The following is a 24,008-nucleotide window of genomic DNA, read 5'->3' as shown; positions in this document are numbered from 1 at the left end:
CCTCAAACGGTTTCCAGCGCCGTTGGCACGAAGTCCGGCGTGTCGGTGGACTGGTAGTTGAAGGTCACGTCCTTCCAGACCTCGAGCGCGGACTTGAGCGGCGTGCAGGTCTGGGCCGCCTTGGCCAGGATCTCCGGGCCTTCGTGGACGTAGTCGCGCCCCTCGTTGCGGGCGAGGATCATCGCTTCCAGCGCCACGCGGTTGGCGATCGCGCCGGCCGCGATCCCCATGGGATGGCCGATCGTGCCACCGCCGAATTGCAGCACGACGTCCTCGCCCAACAGATCGAGCAGCTGGTGCATCTGGCCGGCATGGATGCCGCCGGAGGCCACCGGCATCATCTTGTTCAGGCTCGCCCAGGACTGGTCGAAGAACAGGCCGTGCTCGAGCTTGGTCGGATTGAAATCCTCGCGGCAGACATCGTAGTAGCCACGCGTGGTGTTGGGATCGCCTTCGAGCTTGCCGACCACCGTGCCGGCATGGATGTGATCTACCCCGGCGAGCCGCATCCATTTGGCGATGACACGGAACGACACGCCATGGCTCTTCTGCCGCGTATAGGTCGAGTGGCCGGCGCGATGCAGATGCAGGATCATGTCATTGCGCCGGGCCCACTTGGCCATCGACTGGATCGCGGTGTAGCCGATCACGAGGTCGATCATGACGATGCAGGATCCGAGCTCCTTCGCGAACTCCGCACGCTCGTACATGTCCTCCATCGTTCCCGCGGTGATGTTGAGGTACGTGCCCTTCACCTCGCCCGACGCCGCCTGTGCGCGGTTCACGGCCTCAATGCAATAGAGGAAGCGGTCGCGCCAATGCATGAAGGGCTGCGAGTTGATGTTCTCGTCGTCCTTGGTGAAGTCGAGCCCGCCCTTCAGCGCCTCGTAGACCACGCGGCCATAGTTACGCCCCGAAAGCCCGAGCTTCGGCTTCACGGTTGCGCCGAGCAGCGGCCGGCCGAACTTGTCGAGTCGCTCGCGCTCGACCACGATGCCGGTCGCCGGCCCCTGGAACGTCTTCACATAGGCGACGGGGAATCGCATGTCCTCGAGCCGCAGCGCCTTCAACGGCTTGAAGCCGAACACGTTGCCGATGATCGAGGCCGAGAGGTTGGCGATCGAGCCCGGCTCGAACAGGTCGAGGTCGTAGGCGATGTAGGCGAAATACGAGCCCGGCGTGCCCGGCACCGGATCGACGCGATAGCATTTCGCGCGATATTTCTCCGCGGCCGTCAGGCGATCTGTCCACACCACCGTCCAGGTCGCGGTCGAGGACTCGCCGGCAACCGCAGCGGACGCCTCGATCGGATCGACGCCCTCCTGAGGCGTGACGCGGAACAGCGCGATGACGTCGGTGTCCTTTGGCGTGTAGTCGGGCTCCCAATAGCCCATGCGCTTGTATTCCATGACGCCCGAGCGATAACGCTCCTTGCCGCGAACCGTGCCGGTATGTGCATTCATGACTCTCTCCTGTTCTTCTCTCTCTGAATGACTAGGCGGCGACTGACTCTCGGGCATCGACGCGCGGATCGAGCTCGCCGGCGCGATAACGCCGCGCCATCTCGCTCAGGGGAACGACCTTGATCCTGCCGGCGTGGCCCGCGGTGCCGAACTGTTCGAAGCGCTCGCGGCAGAGGTCGCGCATCGCGTCCATCGCGGGTTTGAGGAATTTTCGCGGATCGAACTCATTGCGACTTTGCGCCGCGACCTTGCGGAACACGGCAGTCATCGCCAGGCGACAGTCGGTGTCGATATTGACCTTGCGCACACCGCTCTTGATGCCGCGCACGATCTCCTCGACCGGCACGCCCCAGGTCTGCGGCATCTCGCCGCCGAACTGGTTGAACATGTCCTGGAGCGGCTGCGGCACCGAGGACGAGCCGTGCATGACGAGATGCGTGTTCGGCAGCCGGCGGTGAATCTCCTCGACCACCCGCATCGCCAGGATATCGCCATCGGGCTTGCGGCTGAACTTGTAGGCGCCGTGCGAGGTACCCATCGCGATGGCCAGCGCGTCCACTTTGGTGGCGCGGACGAAATCGACGGCCTGGTCGGGATCGGTCAGCAGCTGGTCGTGGCTGACCTTGCCCTCGACGCCGTGACCATCCTCCTGCTCGCCGCCGCCATGCTCGAGCGAGCCGAGCACGCCGAGCTCGCCTTCGACCGAGGCGCCGACCCAATGGGCGAGATCGACGACGCGGCGGGTGATCGCGACGTTGTAGTCGTAGTCGGCCGCGGTCTTGGCGTCGGCTTTCAGCGAGCCGTCCATCATCACCGAGGTGAAGCCGTGCGCGATGGCGGACGCGCAGGTCGCCTCGTCATTGCCGTGGTCCTGGTGCATGCAGAGCGGGATGTCCGGGTAGGTCCGCTCCAGCGCGTCGATCATGTGCGAAAGCATGAGATCGCCGGCATAGCTGCGCGCGCCGCGCGAGGCCTGGATGATCACGGGCGCATCGACCTCGGCGGCCGCCTGCATGATCGCGATGCCCTGCTCCATGTTGTTGATGTTGAACGCCGGCACCGCGTAGCCGCAGGTAGCGGCGTGATCGAGCAGTTGGCGAAGGGTGATACGGGCCAAGGGTCGTCCTCCTTATTGGCTCTTGCGGGCGATCGCCCGGCGGGCGGCTTCCGCAATGCTTTGCGGGGTGATGCCGAATTCGCGATACAGCACCGGCGCCGGCGCCGAGGCGCCGAAGCCGCGCATGCCGACGAATTCACCGTCGGCGCCGATCCAGCGCGGCCAGTCGCCGAGCACGGCCGCCTCGATCCCGACACGCGGCGCGGTGCCGAGCACGGTGGCGCGATAATCCTCCGGCTGCTCCTCGAACAGCGCGAGGCAGGGCGCCGAGACGACGGCCGCGCGAATGTGCTCGGTCGCGAGCAGGCGGGCGGCTTCCAGCGCGATCGAGACTTCCGAGCCGGTCGCCATCAGCGTCACATCGCGGCCGCCGTCCGGCGAGACCACGAGATAGGCACCGCGCGCAACTCGGTTTCTGCCGCGCGCATCGCTGCGGAACGTCGGCAAGGCTTGCCGCGACAGGCAGAGCACGGAGGGACGATGCTCCGCCGCTAGGGCGCAGTCCCAGGCCTCGAGCGTCTCCACCGCGTCGGCCGGGCGGAACACCAGGAGGTTCGGGATCACGCGCAGCGCGGCGAGATGCTCGACCGGCTGGTGCGTCGGGCCGTCCTCTCCGAGACCGATGGAGTCGTGCGTCATCACGTGGATGACGCGCAGCCGCATCAAGGCGGCAAGGCGGATCGCCGGCCGGCTATAGTCGGAGAACGCCAGGAACGTGCCGCCATAGGGAATGAAGCCACCGTGCAGCGCGAGGCCGTTCATCGCAGCGGCCATGCCGTGCTCGCGGATGCCGTAGTGGATATAGTCGCCGGCGAACGCGCCGCGCGTGACCGGAGTCTGCGGCTTGGCATGGGTCAGGTTCGAATGGGTCAGGTCCGCCGAGCCGCCGACGAGGCCCGGAATTGTCCCGGCGATGCCGTCGAGCACCTGTTGCGAGGCCTGCCGCGTCGCGAGCTTCGGCCGCTCGCTCGCAAAGCGTTCGCGTAACTTCGCCGCGGCCAGCGCATAGGCGGCCGGCAGAGCGACGACCTTGCCTTCGACGAACAAATCGCGCTGCTCGGGCGTCGCACTCTCGTAACGATCGAGCCAGGCGAGACGTTCGACCTGCCCGCGCTGTCCGATCATGCGCCACGCCTTGAGGATCGGGATCGGCACCACGAACGGCTGATAATCCCAGCCGAGCGTTCGGCGCGCCGCCGCCGTCTGCTCGGTGCCGAGCGGCGCGCCATGGGCCTTCTCGGTGCCCTGCCGGTCCGGGGCGCCATAACCGATGACGGTGCGGCAGGCGATCAGCGACGGTTTTGCGGTCTCGCGCTCTTCGGCGATCGCCTGCGCAACGGCTTCGGGATCGTGCCCATCGACGCGGCGCACCGACCAGCCGGAGGCGGCGAAGCGCGCGAGCTGGTCGTCCGATGTCGCAAGCGACGTCGGCCCGTCGATGGAGATGCCGTTGTCGTCGAACAGCACGATCAGGCGGCCAAGCCGGAGATGGCCGGCAAGCGAGATCGCCTCCTGGCTGATGCCTTCCATCAGGCAGCCGTCACCCGCGATGACATAGGTGAAGTGGTCAACGAGCCCATCGCCATACCGCGCATTGGCCATGCGCTCGGCGAGCGCCATGCCGACGGCAGTGGCAATCCCCTGCCCCAGTGGCCCCGTCGTGGTCTCGACGCCCGGCGTGTGACCATATTCGGGGTGGCCCGGCGTCTTCGAGCCCCACTGCCGGAACGCCTTGATGTCGTCGAGGCTGACAGCGCCGCCGGTGAGATGGAGCAGCGCATAAAGCAGCATTGAGCCATGGCCCGCGGAAAGCACGAAGCGATCGCGGTCCGGCCAGCTCGGGTGCGCCGAGTCGAACTTCAGGAAACGCGAGAACAATACGGTCGCGACATCGGCCATGCCCATTGGCAGGCCGGGATGGCCGGACTGCGATGTCTCGATGGCATCGACCGCGAGGAAGCGGACGGCGTTGGCGAGATCGTTATGCGCGACAGCCGTAACGTCGGCTTCGGCATGGACGGAGATGTTCATCGAATTCTCCCCTTGTTCACTTCAGGTTTCGCTTGCGCTCGATCAGCTGCATGATCAGCGGCGTCAGGATCAGCTGCATCGCGAGATCAAGCTTGGCGCCGGGACACACGATCGAATTCGCGCGCGACATCCAGCTGTGCGGCAGCATCGAGAGCAGATAGGGAAAGTCGATGCCGCGCGGGTTCTTGAAGCGGATCACGACCATCGATTCGTCCGGCGTCGGAATCCAGCGCGCGACGAACGGATTGGAGGTGTCCACGGTCGGCACGCGCTGGAAATTGATGTCGGTCTCGGTGAATTGCGGACAGATGTAGTGAATGTAATCCGGCATCCGCCGCAGAATGGTGTCGGTGACGGCCTCGGTCGAATAGCCCCGCGCGCTGCGATCGCGGTGCAGCTTCTGGATCCATTCGAGATTGATGACCGGCACGACGCCGATCTTGAGGTCGGCATAACGCGCGACGTTGACCTTGTCGGTGACGACGGCGCCGTGCAGGCCTTCGTAGAACAGCAGGTCCGAATTCTCCGGCAGCCGCTCCCATTCCGTGAAGGTGCCGGGAGGCGTGCCGTGCAGCGCAGATTCCTCGGCATCGTGCACATAGTGTCGCGTCACCGCCGTGCCGGTCTCGCCGTAGTCGCGGAAGGCACGCTCCAGCTCCTCGAACAGATTGGTCTCGGGGCTGAAATGGCTGAAATGCCTGTTGCCGCGCTCGGCCTCCTTCGCCATCTGCGTGCGCATCTCGGCGCGGTCGTAGCGATGGAAGGCGTCGCCCTCGATGTAGACGGCATTGACCTTCTCGCGGAAGAATATCTGCTCGAAGGTCTTCTTGACCGAGGTGGTGCCCGCGCCGGAGGAGCCGGTGATGGAGATGATCGGATGCTTCCTGGACATGGGACGCCTCGCTTACAGCCGGAAGAAGCCGCGCCGCGCGAACAGCGGCGCTGAGATGCTGGCAACCAGCAGCGGATCGCAATGCAGCTCCTCGACGCGCCGCACCTCGTTGCTCGAGCCCATGATCAGCGGCACGCGCTGGTGCAGGCTTTGCGCTGACAGGTCGAGGATGCGCTCGCGTCCGGTCGAGGCCGAGCCGCCGGCCTGCTCGATGATGTAGGCCATCGGATGCGCCTCGTAGGTGAGGCGCAGGCGGCCGTCGCCATAGCCGGGCCGCGCGTCCGAGGGATAGAGGAACACGCCGCCGCGGGTGAGGATGCGATAGGCCTCCGCGACCAGCGAACCGACCCAGCGCATGTTGAAATCGTGATTGGCGGGGCCTTCGACGCCGGCGAGGCATTCGTCGATGAAGGCACGCACCGGAGGATCCCAATGCCGGCGATTCGACGCGTTGATCGCGAACTCCTCGCCCGCCTCGGAGATCTGGATGGCGCTGCGCGCGAGGCGAAAGCAGCCGGCCTTGCGGTCGAGCGTGAAGATGTCGACGCCGTCGCCGAGCGTCAGCACCAGCGAGGTCTGCGGACCGTAGGTGACGAAGCCCGCCGCGAACTGTGCCGAGCCGCGCTGATGGAAGGCGAGCGCGAGATCGTCGGGCGCGGGCAGAATCGAGAAGATCGTGCCGACGGTCATGTTGATGTCGATGTTGGAGGAGCCGTCGAGCGGATCGATCGCAACGCAGATCCTGGCCGCGCGGTCGCCGATCTGCGGCTCGCGCATCTCCTCCGACGCCAGCGCTGCGATCGACAGCTTGCCGAGACAGCGGCGCAGGATCGCGTCCGCCTGCACGTCGAGATCGCGCTGGACGTCGCCGTCGCTGTTGCGGCCCGTGGTCAGGCCCGAGGCGTCCGCGAGATCGCCGGCGCCGATGAGGTCGGCGATCTCGATCGCCGCCGCCGCGATGGCATCGACCGCGGTCGCCACCGCCAGCGCGTGGGGTGCGGTCTCCGAGTACCGTTGAAGGTGGTCGTCCAGCCTGAGTTGCCCGGTCATCTGCGTCCATCCCCTGGCCGGCGCCGCATCCATTTCCCTCCCCGGTGGAGGTCGATGCGGTCGGTCCCGGCATGAGGAGATTGACAGGGGAAGCTTAATAAGGAAAATTTCTATTCATAATGAGCGCCAAAGAATTTTCTTATAATGGCCCCAGCCATGCGGCGGCCCAGCTCCGGCATCTGACGATCCGGCAGCTTCGCTCGCTCGCGGCGCTTTCGGCCAAGGGCAGCGTGACGGCGGCCTCCGGCCATCTCGGCCTGACGCAGCCGGCTGTGACCCAGCAGTTGCGCCAGCTTCAGGACCTCGCCGGCCTGCCTTTGGTGCAGCGGACCGGCGACGGCATGCTGCTGACGGAAGCCGGCAAGGAGGTTCTGGCGCTCGCCGAGCGCGTCGAGGCCGCGATCATGGACTGCCAGGGCGCGCTCGACCTGCTCGCGGGGCGAACCGGCGGCACCGTGCATCTCGGCGCGGTCTCGACCGCGAAGTATTTCGTCCCGCATGCGATCGCGGCTTTCACCAAGCGGTACCCGAAGATCGAGATCAGGCTCACCATCGGCAATCGCGAGGAGATCCGCGAGGCCATGCACGGCTACGACCTCGATTTCGCGGTGATGGGTCGGCCACCGGCCGACGTCAGCGTCGACGTCCGTCAGCTCGGACGCAATCCGCACATCATCGTCGCGCGCAAGGGGCACTGGCTGGAGAAGGATTCCGGCCTCAGCCTGACCGACCTCGTGCACGAGACCTTCCTCACCCGCGAGCCGGGTTCGGGCACGCGCACGCTGATGGAGGGCATGTTCCAGAAGTCGGACCTCGAGCCGGTCATCGGCATGGAGATGAGCAGCAACGAGACCATCAAGCAGGCGGTGATCGCCGGGCTCGGCATCGCCTTCATCTCGGCCCACACCGTGGCGCACGAGCTTGCCGAGGGCCGCCTGATCGTGCTTGACGTCGCCGGCCTGCCGATCGTGCGGCAATGGTACGTGATCCGCCGCAGCGACAAGGTGCTGCTGCCGCCGGCGCAGGCGATGTTCGATTTTCTGGGCTCGGAAGGGTCGAACTATCTGCCCGACGTGCCCGAGTTCGGCGAGCGCTAGCTCGCCGATGCTCAGCCCATCAGCTTCATTGCGATCGTCGCCGCGAGGATGACGATGATCTGAAGCAGGCGCTCTGTCGTGAAGATACGGTTGAAGGTGGTCATCGCTCGCCCCCGGCCGACGTGAAGGAGATCCGGGCGACTGGCTATCATGTGCGGGCGCCGGGGTAACCCCGTAGTCGCCACGGGTTCCGCTGCCGAATGAAGCCAGCGATCGCCGATGTTCGTCGCCGGTCTGCTTGCGGCGATGGTTAACGATCAGGCCGCGCGCGGAGCGGCGCGATCCATGTGCGTGGCGAAATAGGCTTCCAGCTCCGACAGCGCCCGCGCTTCCCAATCCCTCGCCTGCTCCAGCAGCGACCAGCTCTGGCCCGGGCGGAATGCAGCGGTCTGGCGATAGAGCGATGCGATGCCGCGATAGCGGCGCACGTTCTCCAAGATGGCGTGTCCGTTGATCTGGCCGTTCATGTCCGAAAACTCCCTCGTCATTCCCGGGGGAGAAATTGCGGCCAAATCTTTTTCGAAAAGTTAGCGGCGCGCGGCAAGCTTGCGAATGGTTGCCGGACTGTTGCGCGCGCGCAACGTGGGCGCGAGCGCATCGCCGATTTATTGCGAATTCGTTGCCGCGCTCTCGCCCGAACGCTTCAGCCCGCCGCGGTTGACGATCGTCATCGTCTCCCGGCAGAGATCGGCAAGGCCGATCAGGAGCACGGCGAGGAGGCAGAACAGGTTGATGGAATCGGTGTTTGCGCTGGTCAGCGCATTGAACTCGAAGAAGGGCGGCATGAACGCCCACCACACCAGCGGAATGGTGAGCAACGCGGCGAACGCCGCCGCCGGCGCGCCCGCGACAAGTCCGAGCACGAACAGGCCAGGCAGGAACGCCGCGAAATAGAGTTTTGCGCCGAGCGCGACGCAGATGCCCTGAAACACCGCCGATAGTCCGACGACGACCAATCCCAGCAGAAACGCCTGCCACGACCATGGCCGTACCCACGGTACGCCAAACAGCCCCGCACGCCTCATCAGCCTCCCCCTGCCGCCCGTTAACCGGGCCCGCTTGCGACCAAAGTACTACAGCGGCAGGGAAATCGCGAGGCGGAAAACGCATGCCCGGGCGTTTGGTAAACGCCGCATCGCACCATCCCGCCGCTACTCCGTGGCCGCATAGAGCAGGCCCGCGACGGGCAGAGCGAGGCCGATTCCCGATGCGAGCGCCCAGCCGCCTTGCGCGAAGGCCCAGGCGCCGACCGCGGAGCCGGCCGCGCCGGCCGCGAAGAACGTCGCCATGTAGAGGCCGTTGAGGCGGCTGCGATGCTCGTGCCCGAGCGCGAAGATGGCGCGGAAGCCGAGCACCACGTTGCCCTGGACGCCGATATCGATGGCGATCGCGGCCACGACCAGGCAGGCGAGGTTCAGCATCGAGCCGGCCGCGCCGATATAGGTCACCAGGAAGCCCGCGGCCGCCAGCAACATCGCAATCAGCGTCGCGATGCGGCTATGGCCGCGATCGGCGAGCCTCCCCGCGATTGGCGCGGCGAACACGCCGGCGACACCGGCCAGCGCGAACAGCGCGATGCCGCGCTGGGAGAAGCCGAACTCGGAGGCGAGCTGGAGTGGTGCGACCGTCCAGAACAGGGTGAAGCAACCGAACAGGCTCGCCTGGTAGAGTGCGCGCCGCCGGAGCAGCGGCATGGTGCGCACCAGATGCGGCATCGACAGCAGCAGCGTGCCGTAATGCATGCGCGCCACCGGCTTGCGCGTCGGCAGCACCATCCAGAGCACGGCTGCGAGCACAATCATCAGCGCCGCGGAGGCGAAGAACACCGCATGCCATGACGAGGCCGCCGTGACGAAGCTCGACACCGGGCGCGCCAGCATGATGCCGAGCATCAGGCCGGTCGAGACGTTGCCGACGACGCGGCCGCGGATGGCCTCCGGCGCCAGATGCGCCGCATAAGGAATGATGATCTGCACCGCGACCGAGCCGAGCCCGATGAACAGCGCGGCGATCAGGAACGGCAGGGCGTGCGTCGCGAACGCGGCTGCGAGCAGCGCCACGGCGCCGAGCGTGATGACGGAGCAAATCAACGTACGGTTCTCGACGAGATCGCCGAGCGGCACGATGAAGAGCAGCCCGGTGCCGTAGCCGATCTGCGTCATGGTGACGATCAGCCCGGCGGCGGCGTGCGACAGGCCCAGCGCGGCGCTGATCGGGGCGATCAGCGGCTGGGCATAGTAGATGTTGGCGGCGACCATGCCACAGGCCGCGGCAAGCACGAAGGTCAGGCGCTGCGACACCGCATCCGGTTCGGGCGCGGTCTCGATGGTGGCATTCATCGTCATTTACACGGTCTCCAGAGATTGGGAACGATCATTCCCTAATATGACAAGAATTCAGGCGAGCAGCTTCATCGCGACGCCGACGAGGCGCGTCCCGTCGAGCGGCAGGCGCGCCTTGCCGACGACGCGCATTCCTTGCGTGATGCAGATCATCAGCCGCGCGGTGTCGTCGGCCGCTACATGGCGGGGAATCGAGCCGTCGGCCTGCCCCTCGCGAATGAGGCCGGCGATGAAGTTCTCGTTGGTCGCGAGCTGCGCATTGACGCGGGCGCGGACCGCAGGATCGACCGCGGAGAGCTCGACCGCGCTGCCGACCACGATGCAGCCGCGGCGCCCCTCGCTGCCCTGGGAGTGCTCGACATAGGACAGCAGCACATGGCGCAGCCGCTCGCGGCCGTTCACACCGCGCGCGGCCGCGCTGCGGGTCTGCTCCCGGCGCACCGTGGCGTAGCGCTCGAAGGCGGCAAGGAACACGGCGTGCTTGTCGCGAAACGCCTTGTAGACGCTGCCGGTGGCAAGCCGCATCGCGGCAGTGAGGTCACCGATCGAGGTGGCATGATAGCCGCGCTCGCAAAACACCCGCACCGCCCCGTCCAGGGCGGTGTCCATGTCAAACTCCCGGGGACGACCGGGTGGTTGAGCAATGGCTTGCGATCGGCGGGCGGATTTTTGCATTGCGGGATAATAGGGAATGGTTGTTCCCTAATCAAGACACCTGGTTGTGATTGGGGGGACCTGCCGCGTGCCGTTACCAGTCGCTTGCTCAACGGCGCGGTTGCGCCACTGAGCGCGCATCTCCGGCGACAACGGCTTCGCTGTTGCGCGGGGGTGACAGTGATGAAATGGCGCACGTCCGCCTCCACATCGTCATTGCGAGCGCAGCGAAGCAATCCAGAGTCTTTCCGCGGAGGGATTCTGGATTGCTTCGCTGCGCTCGCAATGACGGAGCAAGGGGCATCGTCGTCATCCTCTAACTCGCATCTCAACTCGCAGACGCGCCTTCGCATCCTCGCGGCGCATTTCGCCCGAGCTTTGCCTCGTCGCTCCACACTCTTGAGCCAAGAGGGCGCAGGGAAGGCAGGGTGCCGGCTGGCACCCGCGGTCCGCTGCGCGAAGATGTAGCGCAAAAGAACCGCACAGCAGCATACAGGTGTAGCCAATCACTCGGCCTTCCCTGCGCAGTGGTTGGACGGCTTATGCCGTGCTCTCCCGGGAGCCGAGTTCGTTCTGGCCTCCCTCACCCCAGCGAAATTCACCGGCGCCGCGCCGGTTGACGCGACTGCCGCATCCGCCAAGGCTTGACCGTAGCAACGACGGCCAGGACCACACGGTTTTGCCGTACGCACGGCCCGCCATTTCGCCGCAGTTTTCCCAGCCCTGTCGACGGAGCCGGAGACTTACAGACGAGACGAACCTGACAGCGCCGCTCATCCAGCACGAAGTTCTGGGCTCACGGAGAGCAATCCGCCCTGCCCTTGGCCTCGCACCCGACGCTGCCGCGTCCACCGCAAGCCCGGCTCGCGAAACGTGACGACACAAGATCGCCCCTCAAGGATGAGCCGGGATGGGCGAGACGTACGCCATTTCCGAATTTCGGTAAAGTGGAATATTTTAGCGAAGGCGGGTTGACAGCTTCGCAGGTGTTTTGCCCGTCGGGCAACCGTGACGCTCCGCGGATCTGGGAAGCGCTCAACTCAACCGTCGTCCTGGCGAAAGCCAGGACCCATACCGCGAGGTTTATCGATTTAAGGCAGTATTAGTCCCGCCCAACCAGTCTTCGCCAAACTTCTCCCTGTGGTAATGGGTCCTGGCTTTCGCAAGGACGACGCGGGAGAGACGGAAACGCAAGACAACGGGCGGGAGCATCACCCCTTCGTCGGCACTTGTGTCCCATCCGCCATCGTCGTCACGCCCTTGCGTTCGACGATCATCCCGTAGGCGCGGGGCTGGCGGTGGACGTCGAAATTGAAGGTGGTGCGCTTGTAGGAGTTGCAGAGATCGAGGTCGCAGCGCGCCAGCGCGATCTCGTCGCCCTTGGTCGTGCACGCCGCGACGATCTCACCCGAAGGTGCGATGATGCAGCTGCCGCCGATGTGGTCGACGCCCTCCTCGATGCCGGCCTTGGCGACGCCGACCACGAAGGTGCCGTTCTGGTAGGCGCCGGCCTGCATCACCAGGTGATTGTGGAACAGCGAGAGATCGTCGTGCTCGGGCGCAGGCGGATTGTGCACCGGCGTGTTGTAGCCGATCATCACCATCTCGACGCCCTGCAGGCCCATCACCCGGTAGGTCTCGCTCCAGCGGCGGTCGTTGCAGATCGCCATTCCCATCACGCCGCCGAAGGCATTGGTCACGCCAAAGCCGCTGCCGGGCTCGAAGTAGCGCTTTTCCAGATGCTGAAATTCGCGCCATGGCTCATGCTCGGCATGGCCGGGCAAATGAACCTTGCGGTATTTCGCGACGATCGCGCCGCTCTTGTCCACCAGAATGGAGGTGTTGTAGCGCCTGGCGACGCCGGCCTCGACCGTCAGCTCGGCATAGCCGAGGTAAAACCCGATACCGATCTCGCGCGCGAGGTCGAATAGCGCTTGCGTCTGCGCCCCCGGCATCTCGCGCTCGAAGAAGGCGTCGATCTCCGCCTGGTCCTCGAAATACCAGCGCGGAAAGAACGTGGTCAGGGCGAGCTCGGGATAGACGATCAGGTCGCAGCCGTTGGCCCGCGCCTGGCGCATCAACGCCATCAGCCGCGCCACGACCTCCGTCCTCGTCTCAGCTCGGGCAATCGGGCCAAGCTGGCCGGCCGCGATAGTCACAAATCTCGCCACGCGTCGTTCCTTCGTTCTCTTTCGGAATCACGTCGAGGCAGACCCTAACGCGCGACGCGTCACGCGCACAGCCTCGCTGTCCGGCACGATGCCCAACGACAAGGCAGGCCTTCGCCCTCGGCCGGCGCGCTGGCACTCTCCTTGCTGCTCTTCCGCCAATCCCTCAGACCCGCAGTGGGCCTGTTTCATAGTGAGGCGATCATATGCAGCCGACGTCCCGTTTCGAAGCGACTATCCCGACACAGCTCCACGCCCTGATCTCCGATCTGCGTTGGCGCGCGCAATTGCTCGACGCCGACATTCTGGAGGAAGAGCGGAAGGCCGGAATCTCCGATCCAAAGAATCTCGCCTACCCGATACTCGCGCAGAACCTGAGAGCCCGGCGCGACAACCTCCAGGTGAGCATCGCGATCCTGGAAAGCCGCATTGAAAAGCGATCAACCGACTGGCCGCACGCCGCCTGACGCGAACAGTGCCGGGCCCGACCAGGCAACGCCACGGCATATGCAGGAGGGCGCGGGCTATGGGCGGTAGCACTGTCCGCGCCGGTCGACGCGCAGGAACGCGCGTTGCCCTTTTGCAACGGTTCCCCACGGTCTGAAGCCGGACAAAAGAAACTCCCATTCCAGCCACGAACCCCGCTCACAACGCCGTGAGACTACAGGGGAACTACGATGCGTGCACAACGCGTTTGGAAAGTGAACGGGGCCGCCAGCATCGGGCAGCTCCAATCCAGACTGGACGATCTGAACAAGCGCCTCAGTCAGCTCGAAAGCCAGCATCCTGAGAGCTGGAAGGTCGAAGAGCTGAGATCAAGCGCACTCAGCCTGTCGCGCGAGATCGACGACATCCGCTGCGCCGAGGCGACCGCGGCATTGAGCGAATTGCTGCGGAAGTAGGCGGGACAGCGGCGATTCGGTGGGGCGTTGGGAACCAACATCCGCCGCCGCCATTGCCATGCAGAGCATGGAGCAAAATCATGACCAGGCACCTGACGCGAGCCCATCTCGCGCGCGGCGTGGCCGGCGCGGTTTCCACGCTGGTCCTGTGCGCGACGGCAGCATTCACCATCGCGCACCACTTCGCGCTGTGAGGGATCTCGCATGACGTCGGAGCCCGAGGAATCGGTGAGGCTGCAAGGTTTTGGCGAGATGACGTTGCGCACGGCGATCGCGACGCTGATGGCGCTCGCGCCGCGCGAGCGATCGGAGGCCGCCATCTTCCGCGTCCGCGACGGCTCGCGTCTGGCCGCGAGCGAGATCGCCGACCTCGCGTCGGATTGGGGCATGACGCCGATCGCCGAAGTCAGGTCTCCAAGGCTGGTCCCGGAGCAGCACTGGCCGGACATCGTCCGCAGCATGGTGCGCGAGGCGCCGCTGCCGTCGCTGATGGTGGCGTTCCTGGTGGGCGTGCTGGTGGCGCGGCGGTAGCGAGCATCATCGAGAAGTGCTGTGCGTCGACAGCCTGCTCCAGATCCCGATTGCCTCGAGCGTGTAGCTGTCCTTGATCTCACGCGACAGGATTTTCGACCAGATCATATCGGCCGGCATCAACAGAGTTCGGGTAATGACCTCGCGGATCTCGGGAGATCGCTCCCGGCGGCCGACGACCGAGGCGTGCACGATGTGGACCTCGTTGTCCATCAGGCCGGTATCCGTCAAGACGGTTCCGATCAGCCGAGGCTCGGCACCGAGATAGCCGGTCTCCTCCTCCAACTCCTTCAAGGCATTGGCCTCCAACCCGATCCCCGGCTCGGCAAATCCGCGCGGCAGCTCCAGCATGAGCCGTCCGAGCGCATGACGCTCCTGCTCGACCATCACGATGTCGCCGACATTCCCAAGCTTCGGGTCGGCAACCGTGGCCACCACCACGACATTGTGCCCACCCAGCAGTTGACCGCGCGAGACGATCCGAAAATAAGGATGGACGATCGTGGCCGGGCCTTCGCCCACCTCGACCAGATCGACAAGCACGAGCACGTAGTCGTTGGAGAAGGTAAGCCCGAGCGCGACACCATGCTCGCGCGCGTAGCTCTCCAGGCGGGCACGGTCGAGCACGAGCCGCCGATATCGGCGCGGCTCGAAGAGCCGGGGGTATTCGGCGAGCGCCTCGAAATAGGCCTCGATGCCGGCTGCTGGATCGAGCATCATTTCCCCTGGTCAACGATAAAGATTGATACGGGCCTGCCGCTGCCACCAGCCGGCCAGTGAACCACGATCACGGTCGAGCCGCTTCTTGTCGTTTTGGCGGCAATGCCTTGCCCGCCGCCCGCCTTCCCGCGCGTCGCGCCGCAATTCAATCGTCCCGATCCTTGACCTCAAGTCCGCCGCCCTGCTGGTCGGGACGCAATTGATCGCCCGTCGGCGCAATCTCGGTCCCCTCGAACGACAGCCGGCTACGAACCTCCCGAGCGATCTTTGCGGCGGTTTCCGCCCAGATTTTACCCTGAAAGACCGGCTGCTTGATTTCATACTTCAACCCGCCTCCCTCGAGATAGACGACCGCGTGAGCGACGAGAGGCACCATCCCTCGCGACAGCGAGTGTTCGCTGACCGGATCCTCGGGCAGATGTGGCAAGCCAAACGCGTGGCCGGCTTCCGAGGCGACCATTTCGAAAATGCCCAGCGCACTCAGTCGAACCTCCCAACGCTCAGTGGCTTCGCGGAGGCGACTGTCGCGCTGGATCTGGCCTAAACGCTCGACGACGTTGCCCAGCGAACCGGAGACGCGCCGAATGGACTCCAGGGGATCCTGAACAAACTTCTGCTCCGACATCGGCCGCTTGTTGTCCGGCAGATTCTCGACAGCGATCTGATGATGCAACGCCCATATCGGATCGTTCCGGACTGCCACGATGTCGTCCAGGCTCACCGAACCAATGTCGGTCAATTGAACGGCGCACTGGCGATGTCCAGACCGACCCCGGCGACAGCCATCATGAGATCCTGCAACTCCTTCTCGTCCACCTCCTTGATACCCTCCGTGAGCTCCTTGATCTCCTGCAAACACTCACGGCTGGTCGACCCCTGGGACGTAACAACATAGCGGTTGAGAACATCCGGCAAATTGACGTTGTACTTGAGGTCCGCGAGCGCCTTGATCTGCATGGCCAGCGGCTTCTTGAGATCAAAAACCAGGTGGTCCTTGTGCAGGCCGCCGACGCAGACGAACTCGTGATAGATTTCCTTGCGTTTGACCGGGCGGCCGGTCTCGTCCTGCACCCGATTGGCAAAGTCGCGCATATTCTTGAGCATCTGCCTGATGCTCTCGTCATCGAATGTCGAAAGCGAGAAGTCGTTGCGAAGCAGATCAGGCCTGAGATCGTCGATCGTCTTGAAGAAACCTCCAAAGCGCTTGGAAATGTGATCGGTGATCAGGGTCCCGTTTCGCTTGTCGTCCCAACTCAATCGCAGCTTGTTGGTACCCTTCGCCTCGGCCTTGACCCAGTAGTCCTCGACATCGCGGGACAGGTCCGTGCCCTTGAAGTCCGAGAGCTGCCGCTCGTCGTAGAGGAATGGGATGATTGCGCGTTCCTGCACGAGTCTTTCGAACGATTCCGCCTCCGAATCTCCGCCGAGATAGAGCTCCTTGACCGCCTCATTGTGGAGAAGGTACGCGCGATTGACCACCACCGAACGCAGCGTGAGCAGCGCCTTGAAGAACTCCATCTTCATCGCCGGCTGTATCCGCTTGGCGTAGTCGGAAAGCGGCTTTTCACTTTCTGCAGCTTCCTGGGCGATATCCGGCGGGGCCCACTGATCGTCAAGGCATTGGGCAATGCCGGAAAGCTGGTCCAAATTGTTGGGGGTCAATTCCATGGCGCAATGCCTTAAGAAGAAAAAAAACAATGCGTAATGTGTATTACAAAATGAATGCCAGCTTAAGTTGAACTTTTCGGCAGCCGAAGAAGCCGGAGCGAATCCTGCTCCAACGACACCATTCGCGTTCGTGAACCTTGCGACGCGCTTCACGCCATCAAGGCGCTGGCCGGCGGGACGAGCTTTGCGAGCCATGCCGCGCGCACAGACGGCCCTGCTTGGGCCAAATCGGCCGTGGACCCGCCCCGAAAATCGTTGCAAAAAGGCGCTCCCGAGGCGCCGGCGGCCGGTCCGCCAAGCCTCTGGAAAACGGTAACTTTTGAAAGAATGGTCGGAGTGGCAGGATTCGAACCTGCGACCCCTGCGTCCCGAACGCAGTGCTCTACCGGGCTGAGCCACACTCCGACAAGAGGTCGGCTTATAGCGTCGGGTTTGGCGCACCGCAAGCGGCCGAGTTGAGGAATTTTATCCCTGTGAAAACGGGTCTTGAAACGCTGATTTTACCGGCTGGCGATGCCGCCGCCAGGGCCGCCGCCCGGACGCTGGCCGCCGGGGGGCTGGTCGCGTTTGCGACCGAGACGGTCTACGGGCTCGGCGCGGACGCCGCCAATGCCACCGCGATCGCCCATCTCTATGCCGCCAAGGGGCGGCCGGCCTTCAATCCGCTGATCGCCCATGTCGCCGACATTACCGCCGCGCAGGCCATTGGCCGGTTCGACGCGCGCGCCTTGAAGCTGGCGGAGGCGTTCTGGCCGGGGCCGCTGACGCTGGTGGTGCCGAAGACGGACGGCTGCCCGGTGGCGGATCTCGCCACCGCGGGCCTCGACACCGTCGCGATCCGGATTCCCGCCCACCCGGTGGCGCAGGCGATCCTGCGCGCCTTTGGCGGGGCCGTGGTGGCGCCGTCCGCCAATATCTCCGGCCACGTCTCGCCGACGCTGGCCGCCCATGTCGAGAGCGACCTTTCCGGGCGAATCGACCTGATCGTCGACGGCGGGCCGGTCGCGGTTGGCGTCGAATCCACCATTGTCGGCTGCCTCAACGCGCCGATGCTGCTCCGGCCCGGCGGACTGTCGCGCGAGCGGATCGAGGCCGTGCTCGGCGCAGCCCTGGCGCGGCCGCCGGCCGAGGCCGGGAGCGACGACAGCCAGCCGCTGGCGCCGGGCATGCTGGCCTCGCATTACGCGCCGCGCGCCAATGTGCGGCTCAATGCGCGCGAGGTGGCGCCGGGCGAGGCGCTGCTGGCGTTCGGGCCTTCACGCCTGCCCGGCCTTGACGCCGCAGCGGCCGTCATGAATTTGTCGCCCACCGCTGATCTCGATGAAGCCGCCGCCAACCTGTTCGGCTATCTTCGCGCCCTCGATGCGAAGGGGCCACGGGCGATCGCGGTGATGACGATTCCCGAAGACGATCTGGGCGAAGCGATCAATGACCGGCTGCGCCGGGCTGCGGTGGCGAGATAGCGCATGATCCGGACCCGAAGGGCCGCGTTAGCGCAAAGCGTGTAGCGGTTTTCCGATAAGATCATGTGCAAGAGATAAGAGCGAAGTAGAGACGAGACAATGAACATCAACAAGCCTGCCACTCCTCCGCTTGCGCCCGAGCTGATCGAGCAATTCCGCAAGATCGTCGGCGAGCGCCACGCGATCACGGATGCGGCCGACATCGAGGCCTATGTCACCGAGGAGCGCAATCTGTTCCACGGCCGCTCGCCGCTGGTGCTGCGTCCGGGCTCGACCGCTGAAGTCTCCGAAATCTGCAAGCTCGCCTCCGCGCACAGAATCGCGCTGGTGCCGCAGGGCGGCAACACCGGGCTCGTCGGCGGCCAGACCCCGCACAATGGCGAGGTCGTGGTGTCGCTGCGTCGGCTGGACAAGATCCGCGAGGTCGATACCGCCTCCAACACCATGACTTGCGAGGCCGGCGTGGTGCTGCAGATCGCGCAGCAGAAGGCATCCGACGTGGACCGACTGTTTCCGCTCTCGCTCGGCGCGGAAGGAAGCTGCACCATCGGCGGCAATCTCTCGACCAATGCCGGCGGGACCGCCGCGCTCGCCTATGGCGTCGCGCGCGAGATGGCGCTGGGGCTGGAGGTCGTGCTCGCGGACGGGCGCGTGCTCAACGTGCTGTCGAAGCTGAAGAAGGACAACACCGGCTACAATCTGCACAACCTCTTCATCGGTGCGGAAGGCACGCTCGGCATCATCACGGCGGCGACGCTGAAGCTGTTTCCGAAGCCGCGGGCGGTCGAGACCGCCTTCGTCGGGCTGAAGTCGCCGGCCGCGGCGCTCAAGCTGCTGACGATCGCGCAGGGCGAAGCCGCCAATGCGCTGACGAGCTTCGAGCTGCTGTCGGAGATGGCGGTCGACTTCTCGGTCCGCCACGGCATCGACGTGCGCGATCCGCTTGCAGAGAAGCATCCCTGGTACGTGCTGATGGAATTGTCTTCGCCGGGCGACGATGCCCGCACGCCGCTGGAAACGATCCTGACCCGCGCGATGGAGGAGGGGATCGTCGACGACGCCGTGATCGCGGCCAACCTCAGCCAGCGCAACGGCTTCTGGAAGCTGCGGGAGGAGATGTCGTCGGCGCAGAAGCCGGAGGGCGGCTCGATCAAGCACGACATCTCGGTGCCCGTCGCCGCCGTGCCCGCCTTCATCGACGAAGCCAATGCCGCCGTGGTGAAGCTGATCCCCGGCGCGCGGCCGGTGCCGTTCGGCCATCTCGGCGACGGCAACCTGCACTACAATATCAGCCAGCCGATCGGCGCCGACACCGCGGACTACCTGGCGCGCTGGCACGAGATGAACGCGGTGGTGTTCGAGATCGTGCTGCGCATGGGCGGCTCGATCTCGGCCGAGCACGGCATCGGCGTGCTCAAGCGCGACGAGCTGCCCGAGGTGAAGGACAAGACCGCGATCGAGCTGATGCGCGCCATCAAGGCAATGCTCGACCCGCTCGGCATCATGAATCCGGGGAAGGTGCTGTGAGCGTCTCACTTACGATCGATGCGGTCAGCGACGCCGACGTCGAGCCGGTCGTCGCGCTGTGGCAGCGCTGCGGCCTGACGCGGCCCTGGAACGACCCGCATGCCGACATCGCGCTGGCGCGGCGGCGCGACAACTCGACCGTGCTGATCGGCCGTGAGTCCGGCGCGATCGTCGCCACCGTGATGGTCGGCCATGACGGCCACCGCGGCTGGGTCTATTACGTCGCCGTCGACCCCGATGGCCGCAAGCGCGGTTTTGGCCGGGCGATTATGGCGGCGGCCGAGGACTGGCTGCGCCAGGCCGGCATCGCCAAGCTCCAGCTCCTGGTCCGCCGCGAGAACGCGCAGGCCAACGCGTTCTACCAGTCGCTGGGCTTCGAGGAATCCACCTCGTTGATGTTCCAGAAGTGGCTCGACGGCCGCGCTTCGACTCCCTAGCTCCCGGAAAACAGCCATGACCATTTCCGACCGCGTCCGCATCAAGGACGTTCGCGTGCTCTCGGATAACTGGACTCCCCTGAAGAGCACGACGTTCGAGTACCGGCGCGCCAACGGCGAGTGGCAGACGCAGCACCGGGAAACCTATGAGCGCGACAACGCCGCCGCCGTGCTGCCCTACAATCGCGCGCGGCGCACCGTGATCCTGGTGCGCCAGTTCCGCCTGCCGGTGTTCATCCGCGGCTACGACGATCTCCTGATCGAGGCCGCGGCCGGCGTACTGGACGATGCCTCTCCCGAGGTGCGCATCCGCGCCGAGGCCGAGGAGGAAACCGGCTATCGCCTGCACCACGTCCACAAGGTGTTCGAGGCTTTCATGAGCCCGGGCGCGGTGACCGAGAAGCTGCACTTCTTCGTCGCCGAATACGAACCGGAGATGCGCGTCAGCGACGGCGGGGGCCTCGAGCACGAGGGCGAGGACATCGAGGTGCTGGAGCTTGGCATCGACGAAGCGCTGGCGATGATCGCCGACGGACGGATCATCGACGCCAAGGCGATCATGCTGCTGCAATATACGGCGCTGCATCTGTTCAGGTAGGTGCTGTCTTCACCTCGCCCCGCTTGCGGGGAGAGGTCGATCGCGAAGCGATCGGGTGAGGGGGAGCCTCCGCGAATCCAACTCTCACCATCCTCGCGGAGGCTCCCCCTCACCCCAACCCTCCGAGCGCGAGCGGAGCTCGTCGCGGCCCCGCAAGCGGGGCGAGGGAGCGCACCTGCCGCGCTGCGAGCCATCGCGGCAAGCAATTCTGGCCTGCGCCGCCCCTCCCCCTGTTGAGCTCACAGCCGACTATCTCTAGTCTGGCTCTCAACAAGAACCAGGAGACGCGCCCATGTCCGCTTCGCGCGACGACGAATTCGGCTTTGCGCCCGACTACGACTCCCCCGTCCCCTACATGCAGCGCACCCGCGACTATTACGCGGCGATCGGCTACACCACGCCGTACCGCTGGGCACATCATGTCGAGGCGCCGTTCCAGCCGCTGAAGAAACCGCTTTCACAATCGCGCGTCACCATCATCACCACGGCTGCGCCGTACGATCCCGCCAAGGGCGACCAGGGGCCGGGCGCAGCGTACAATGGCAGCGCGAAATTCTACCAGGTCTATGACGGCGACACGTCGAAAGCGCACGATTTGCGCATCTCGCACATCGGCTACGACCGCAAGCACACCTCGGCGACCGACAGCGGCACCTGGTTTCCGCTGCCGCAGCTGTTGAAGGCATCCGCCGCGGGCCGGATCGGCGAAGTGGCTCCGCGCTTCTTCGGCGCGCCGACCAACCGCAGCCATCGCGTCACCCTCGACACCGACGCGCCGGAGATTCTGGCGCGCTGCCTTGCCGACAAGGTCGATGTCGCGGTGCTGGTGCCGAACTGCCCGGTCTGCCACCAGACCACCGCGCTGGTGGCGCGGCATCTGGAGCGGAACGGCATTCCGACCGTGATCATGGGCTGCGCCAAGGACATCATCGAGCACGCCGCCGTGCCGCGCTTCCTGTTCTCCGACTTCCCGCTCGGCAATTCCGCCGGCAAGCCGCACGACGTCACCTCGCAGGCGCAAACGCTCGAGCTCGCACTCAGGCTGCTCGAGACCGCGAGCGGTCCGCAGACGACGATGCAGTCGCCGCTGCGCTGGAGCGAGGACGCCTCCTGGAAGCTCGACTACAACAATGTCGCGCAGCTCTCGCCTGAAGAGCTGGCGCGCCGCCGCGCCGAATTCGACAAGCAGAAGGAGATCGCGCGCGGCAACCGCGCCGCCTGACGTCCTCCGGCAACCAAAACAAAAAGGGAGAGCGACGTGACGCGACCGTTCGAGGGCGTGAAGATCCTGGATTTCACGCAAGTGCTGGCCGGCCCCTATGCGAGCTACCAGCTCGCGCTGCTGGGGGCTGACGTCATCAAGGTCGAGCGGCGCGAGGGCGAGGACATGCGCCGCACGCCGCTCAGCCGCGAATGGGCCGAGCGCGGGCTCGCGCCGGCGTTCCAGGCCATCAACGGCAACAAGCGCAGCCTGACGCTCGATTTGCAGAAGCCCGATGCAATCGCCATCGTGAAGAAGCTTGCCGCCCAGGTCGACGTCGTCATGGAGAATTTCCGGCCGGGCGTGATGGACAAGCTCGGCATCGGCTATGAGGCGCTGTCCGCGATCAATCCAAAGCTGATCTATTGCGCCGTCTCAGGCTTCGGCCAGACCGGCCCGGACCGCCTGCGGCCCGGCTATGACGGCAAGATGCAGGCGCTGTCAGGCATCATGGCGATCACCGGCCACCCTGAAACGGGGCCGACGCGCGCGGGCTTTGCGGTCTGCGACGTGCTCTCGGGCGCCACGGCCGCGTTCGGCGTGTCGAGCGCGCTATACCAGCGCGACCGCACCGGCAAGGGGCAGCTCATCGACGTCTCGATGCTGGAAGCGACGCTGGCGTTTCTCTCCGGGCAGATCGCGGACTGGTCGGTCGCCGGCCATCGCCAGCAGCTCTCGGGCAACCAGGCGGTGAGCCGCCGGACCACCGCGAATTTGTTCAAATGCGGCGACGGCCACATCCTGCTCGCCGTCAACAACGAGAAACAGTACCGCGCGCTGATGAGCACGCTCGGCCGCGAGGATACGCTGTCCGATCCGCGCTTCGCCGACTGGTTCGCGCGCAACGAGAACGAGCCGGCCCTGCGCGCCATCATCGAAGAGGCGCTCGCGAAAAAGCCGGCGCGCGAGTGGGAGACGATTCTGGAAGATGCCGGCGCGCCCTGCGCCAGCATCTGGAAGGTCGAGGAAGTGATCGATCATCCGCAAGTGAAGGCACGCGGTGCGATCCAGGAGCTGGATACGCCCTATGGTCGCCTGCGTTTTGCCGGCAGCGGATTCAGGCTCGCGCATGGCGGCGGCAAGCTGGACCGGATGGCGCCGGAGCTGGGCGCGGATACCGACGCGGTGCTCGAGGAGCTGGGCTTCGATGCGGCGGAGATCGCGGCGTTGCGGGCGCGGGAGATTGTGTGACTCTCCAGCAAAAAACTCCGCTGTCGTCCCGGACAAGCGTCAGCGCAAATCCGGGACGACAACGGAGTGAATGGCGCCAGCTTGGCTAAAACAACGACCCCTGCCCGTCATCGGATGACGCGGCCGCCGCCTTCCGCGCGACCCTCTTCGGCTTCGACGCCTCCAGCTCCGCCTCCATCTCCTCCGCGCTGATCGGCAAGAGCAGTTGCTCGTCGTCATTGGCGACGCGATTGACGCGGGTGGAGACCGGGTGCCAGGCGAATTCGCCGATGCGCGGGGCGATCATCAGCGGCAGGATCGCGTCAACCTCGTCGCCGCGAACGTCGAGCCAGCGCTCGAAATCACGCGGGCTGATGGTCACGGGCACGCGGTCATGCAGCGCGGCGAGGTCCTCGCCCGCCGCCGCCGTGACGATCGCGACCGTGTCGAGCTCCTCGCCGTTCGGCCCGGCCCAGGTCTCGAACACCGCGGCAAAGCCGAGCGGCGCGCCGTCGGCCCGATGGATGAAGAACGGCTGCTTGCGGCCATCCACCGCCTTCCATTCGTAGTACCCGTCGGCCGGGATCAGGCCGCGCCGCCGGCGAATCGCGCGTTTGAAGGCGGGCTTCTCCAGCACCGTCTCCGAGCGGGCGTTGATCAGGAGCGTAAAGCCTTTGGGATCCTTGACCCAGCCCGGCAGCAGACCCCAGCGCATCAGGCGGAAATGGCGCGCGCCGTTCTCGACCAGCACGACCGGAATCGGTTGCGTCGGGGCGACATTGTACCGGGGCGGGAAATTCGGCTGCTCGACATAGCCGAACAGTTGCCGCAAAGCCGCGGGGGCCGAAGTTATGACGAAGCGTCCACACATCCTTGGGCGTCTATATAGGGTCCGTTCAGGTCCTTTTAACCCCGAA

At 65.5% G+C, this 24,008-nt stretch carries 24 protein-coding genes and 1 tRNA gene; 10 read left to right on the top strand and 15 right to left on the bottom strand.

Annotated elements, in window-relative coordinates; translation table 11 throughout:
* Positions 1-2 precede the first annotated feature (2 nt).
* From BJA_RS12750 to BJA_RS12730, 5 genes are read right to left on the bottom strand one after another with little or no spacing between them, the layout of a single operon-like run.
* On the bottom strand, positions 3-1,463 hold the full coding sequence (locus BJA_RS12750) for a form I ribulose bisphosphate carboxylase large subunit (protein ID WP_011085371.1): 1,461 nt from the start codon (positions 1,461-1,463) through the stop codon (positions 3-5).
* Between the two features lie 31 nt (positions 1,464-1,494).
* On the bottom strand, positions 1,495-2,580 hold the full coding sequence (gene fba / locus BJA_RS12745) for a class II fructose-bisphosphate aldolase (RefSeq protein ID WP_011085370.1): 1,086 nt from the start codon (positions 2,578-2,580) through the stop codon (positions 1,495-1,497).
* Between the two features lie 12 nt (positions 2,581-2,592).
* On the bottom strand, positions 2,593-4,611 hold the full coding sequence (gene tkt / locus BJA_RS12740; protein WP_011085369.1) for a transketolase: 2,019 nt from the start codon (positions 4,609-4,611) through the stop codon (positions 2,593-2,595).
* 16 nt (positions 4,612-4,627) lie between these two features.
* Positions 4,628-5,503 (bottom strand): phosphoribulokinase, encoded by an 876-nt coding sequence (locus tag BJA_RS12735; RefSeq protein ID WP_011085368.1) that lies wholly within the window; start codon positions 5,501-5,503, stop codon positions 4,628-4,630.
* A 12-nt stretch (positions 5,504-5,515) separates the two neighbouring features.
* Entirely contained in the window at positions 5,516-6,553 is a 1,038-nt protein-coding gene (locus BJA_RS12730; RefSeq protein ID WP_011085367.1) for a class 1 fructose-bisphosphatase, read from the bottom strand.
* Between the two features lie 119 nt (positions 6,554-6,672).
* Here BJA_RS12730 and BJA_RS12725 point away from each other — a divergent pair, with 119 nt between their 5' ends.
* Positions 6,673-7,650: a LysR family transcriptional regulator gene (locus BJA_RS12725; RefSeq protein WP_011085366.1), complete on the top strand. Its 978-nt coding sequence runs from the start codon at positions 6,673-6,675 to the stop codon at positions 7,648-7,650.
* Positions 7,651-7,907: 257 nt separating this feature from the next.
* On the opposite strand, the gene BJA_RS12720 is transcribed toward BJA_RS12725, so the two are convergent.
* The 5 genes from BJA_RS12720 to BJA_RS12700 all read right to left on the bottom strand — a co-directional run bounded on the left by BJA_RS12720 (position 7,908) and on the right by BJA_RS12700 (position 12,817).
* Positions 7,908-8,117 carry a hypothetical protein gene (locus BJA_RS12720; RefSeq protein ID WP_038965910.1) on the bottom strand — a complete coding sequence of 70 codons (210 nt, stop codon included), beginning with the start codon at positions 8,115-8,117 and terminating at the stop codon, positions 7,908-7,910.
* Between the two features lie 138 nt (positions 8,118-8,255).
* Positions 8,256-8,675 (bottom strand): hypothetical protein, encoded by a 420-nt coding sequence (locus tag BJA_RS12715; RefSeq protein ID WP_011085365.1) that lies wholly within the window; start codon positions 8,673-8,675, stop codon positions 8,256-8,258.
* A gap of 126 nt (positions 8,676-8,801) precedes the next feature.
* Entirely contained in the window at positions 8,802-9,995 is a 1,194-nt protein-coding gene (locus BJA_RS12710) for an MFS transporter (protein WP_011085364.1), read from the bottom strand.
* 51 nt (positions 9,996-10,046) lie between these two features.
* Positions 10,047-10,601, bottom strand: a complete 555-nt coding sequence (locus BJA_RS12705; protein WP_236842199.1) for a TetR/AcrR family transcriptional regulator — start codon at positions 10,599-10,601, stop codon at positions 10,047-10,049.
* Positions 10,602-11,857: 1,256 nt separating this feature from the next.
* Positions 11,858-12,817, bottom strand: a complete 960-nt coding sequence (locus BJA_RS12700) for an N-carbamoyl-D-amino-acid hydrolase (RefSeq protein ID WP_011085362.1) — start codon at positions 12,815-12,817, stop codon at positions 11,858-11,860.
* A 203-nt stretch (positions 12,818-13,020) separates the two neighbouring features.
* Between BJA_RS12700 and BJA_RS12695 the strand changes: the two genes are divergently transcribed.
* The 3 genes from BJA_RS12695 to BJA_RS12685 all read left to right on the top strand — a co-directional run bounded on the left by BJA_RS12695 (position 13,021) and on the right by BJA_RS12685 (position 14,247).
* The gene (locus BJA_RS12695; protein WP_011085361.1) at positions 13,021-13,281 is read left to right on the top strand and encodes a hypothetical protein; all 261 of its coding nucleotides are present in this window, start codon (positions 13,021-13,023) and stop codon (positions 13,279-13,281) included.
* Between the two features lie 210 nt (positions 13,282-13,491).
* The gene (locus tag BJA_RS12690) at positions 13,492-13,716 is read left to right on the top strand and encodes a hypothetical protein (protein ID WP_011085360.1); all 225 of its coding nucleotides are present in this window, start codon (positions 13,492-13,494) and stop codon (positions 13,714-13,716) included.
* Positions 13,717-13,920: 204 nt separating this feature from the next.
* Positions 13,921-14,247, top strand: coding sequence for a hypothetical protein (locus BJA_RS12685; protein ID WP_028175643.1), 327 nt, complete (start codon positions 13,921-13,923; stop codon positions 14,245-14,247).
* Between the two features lie 6 nt (positions 14,248-14,253).
* Here BJA_RS12685 and BJA_RS12680 read toward each other — a convergent pair whose 3' ends face one another.
* The 4 genes from BJA_RS12680 to BJA_RS12665 all read right to left on the bottom strand — a co-directional run bounded on the left by BJA_RS12680 (position 14,254) and on the right by BJA_RS12665 (position 17,040).
* Positions 14,254-14,964 carry an NUDIX hydrolase gene (locus BJA_RS12680; RefSeq protein WP_162494067.1) on the bottom strand — a complete coding sequence of 237 codons (711 nt, stop codon included), beginning with the start codon at positions 14,962-14,964 and terminating at the stop codon, positions 14,254-14,256.
* 148 nt (positions 14,965-15,112) lie between these two features.
* Positions 15,113-15,706 carry a hypothetical protein gene (locus BJA_RS12675; RefSeq protein ID WP_063921421.1) on the bottom strand — a complete coding sequence of 198 codons (594 nt, stop codon included), beginning with the start codon at positions 15,704-15,706 and terminating at the stop codon, positions 15,113-15,115.
* A complete protein-coding gene (locus BJA_RS12670; RefSeq protein ID WP_133415008.1) occupies positions 15,703-16,830 on the bottom strand; it encodes a hypothetical protein in 1,128 nt (375 codons plus the stop codon). The genes BJA_RS12675 and BJA_RS12670 overlap by 4 nt, the downstream gene beginning before the upstream one ends.
* A gap of 133 nt (positions 16,831-16,963) precedes the next feature.
* Positions 16,964-17,040 (bottom strand) — tRNA-Pro (locus tag BJA_RS12665).
* Between the two features lie 68 nt (positions 17,041-17,108).
* On the opposite strand from BJA_RS12665, the gene BJA_RS12660 reads away from it, so the two are divergent.
* The 6 genes from BJA_RS12660 (at position 17,109) to BJA_RS12635 (ending at position 23,112) form a co-directional block, all read left to right on the top strand.
* The gene (locus BJA_RS12660) at positions 17,109-18,098 is read left to right on the top strand and encodes an L-threonylcarbamoyladenylate synthase (RefSeq protein ID WP_011085356.1); all 990 of its coding nucleotides are present in this window, start codon (positions 17,109-17,111) and stop codon (positions 18,096-18,098) included.
* 99 nt (positions 18,099-18,197) lie between these two features.
* A complete protein-coding gene (locus BJA_RS12655; protein WP_011085355.1) occupies positions 18,198-19,625 on the top strand; it encodes an FAD-binding oxidoreductase in 1,428 nt (475 codons plus the stop codon).
* The gene (locus BJA_RS12650; RefSeq protein ID WP_011085354.1) at positions 19,622-20,062 is read left to right on the top strand and encodes a GNAT family acetyltransferase; all 441 of its coding nucleotides are present in this window, start codon (positions 19,622-19,624) and stop codon (positions 20,060-20,062) included. Before BJA_RS12655 ends, BJA_RS12650 begins: the two co-directional genes overlap by 4 nt.
* A 16-nt stretch (positions 20,063-20,078) precedes the next feature.
* On the top strand, positions 20,079-20,660 hold the full coding sequence (locus BJA_RS12645; protein WP_011085353.1) for an NUDIX domain-containing protein: 582 nt from the start codon (positions 20,079-20,081) through the stop codon (positions 20,658-20,660).
* A 292-nt stretch (positions 20,661-20,952) separates the two neighbouring features.
* Positions 20,953-21,882: a glycine reductase gene (locus BJA_RS12640; protein WP_011085352.1), complete on the top strand. Its 930-nt coding sequence runs from the start codon at positions 20,953-20,955 to the stop codon at positions 21,880-21,882.
* Between the two features lie 36 nt (positions 21,883-21,918).
* On the top strand, positions 21,919-23,112 hold the full coding sequence (locus BJA_RS12635) for a CaiB/BaiF CoA transferase family protein (RefSeq protein WP_011085351.1): 1,194 nt from the start codon (positions 21,919-21,921) through the stop codon (positions 23,110-23,112).
* An 85-nt stretch (positions 23,113-23,197) separates the two neighbouring features.
* Here the strand turns inward: BJA_RS12635 and BJA_RS12630 are convergent, their stop codons facing one another.
* Complete coding sequence (locus BJA_RS12630) at positions 23,198-23,962, bottom strand: SOS response-associated peptidase (RefSeq protein ID WP_011085350.1); 765 nt, start codon at positions 23,960-23,962, stop codon at positions 23,198-23,200.
* Positions 23,963-24,008: the final 46 nt, after the last annotated feature.

Source organism: Bradyrhizobium diazoefficiens USDA 110 (assembly GCF_000011365.1).
Taxonomy (GTDB): domain Bacteria; phylum Pseudomonadota; class Alphaproteobacteria; order Rhizobiales; family Xanthobacteraceae; genus Bradyrhizobium; species Bradyrhizobium diazoefficiens.
This window is presented reverse-complemented; position numbering and strand designations above follow the sequence as displayed.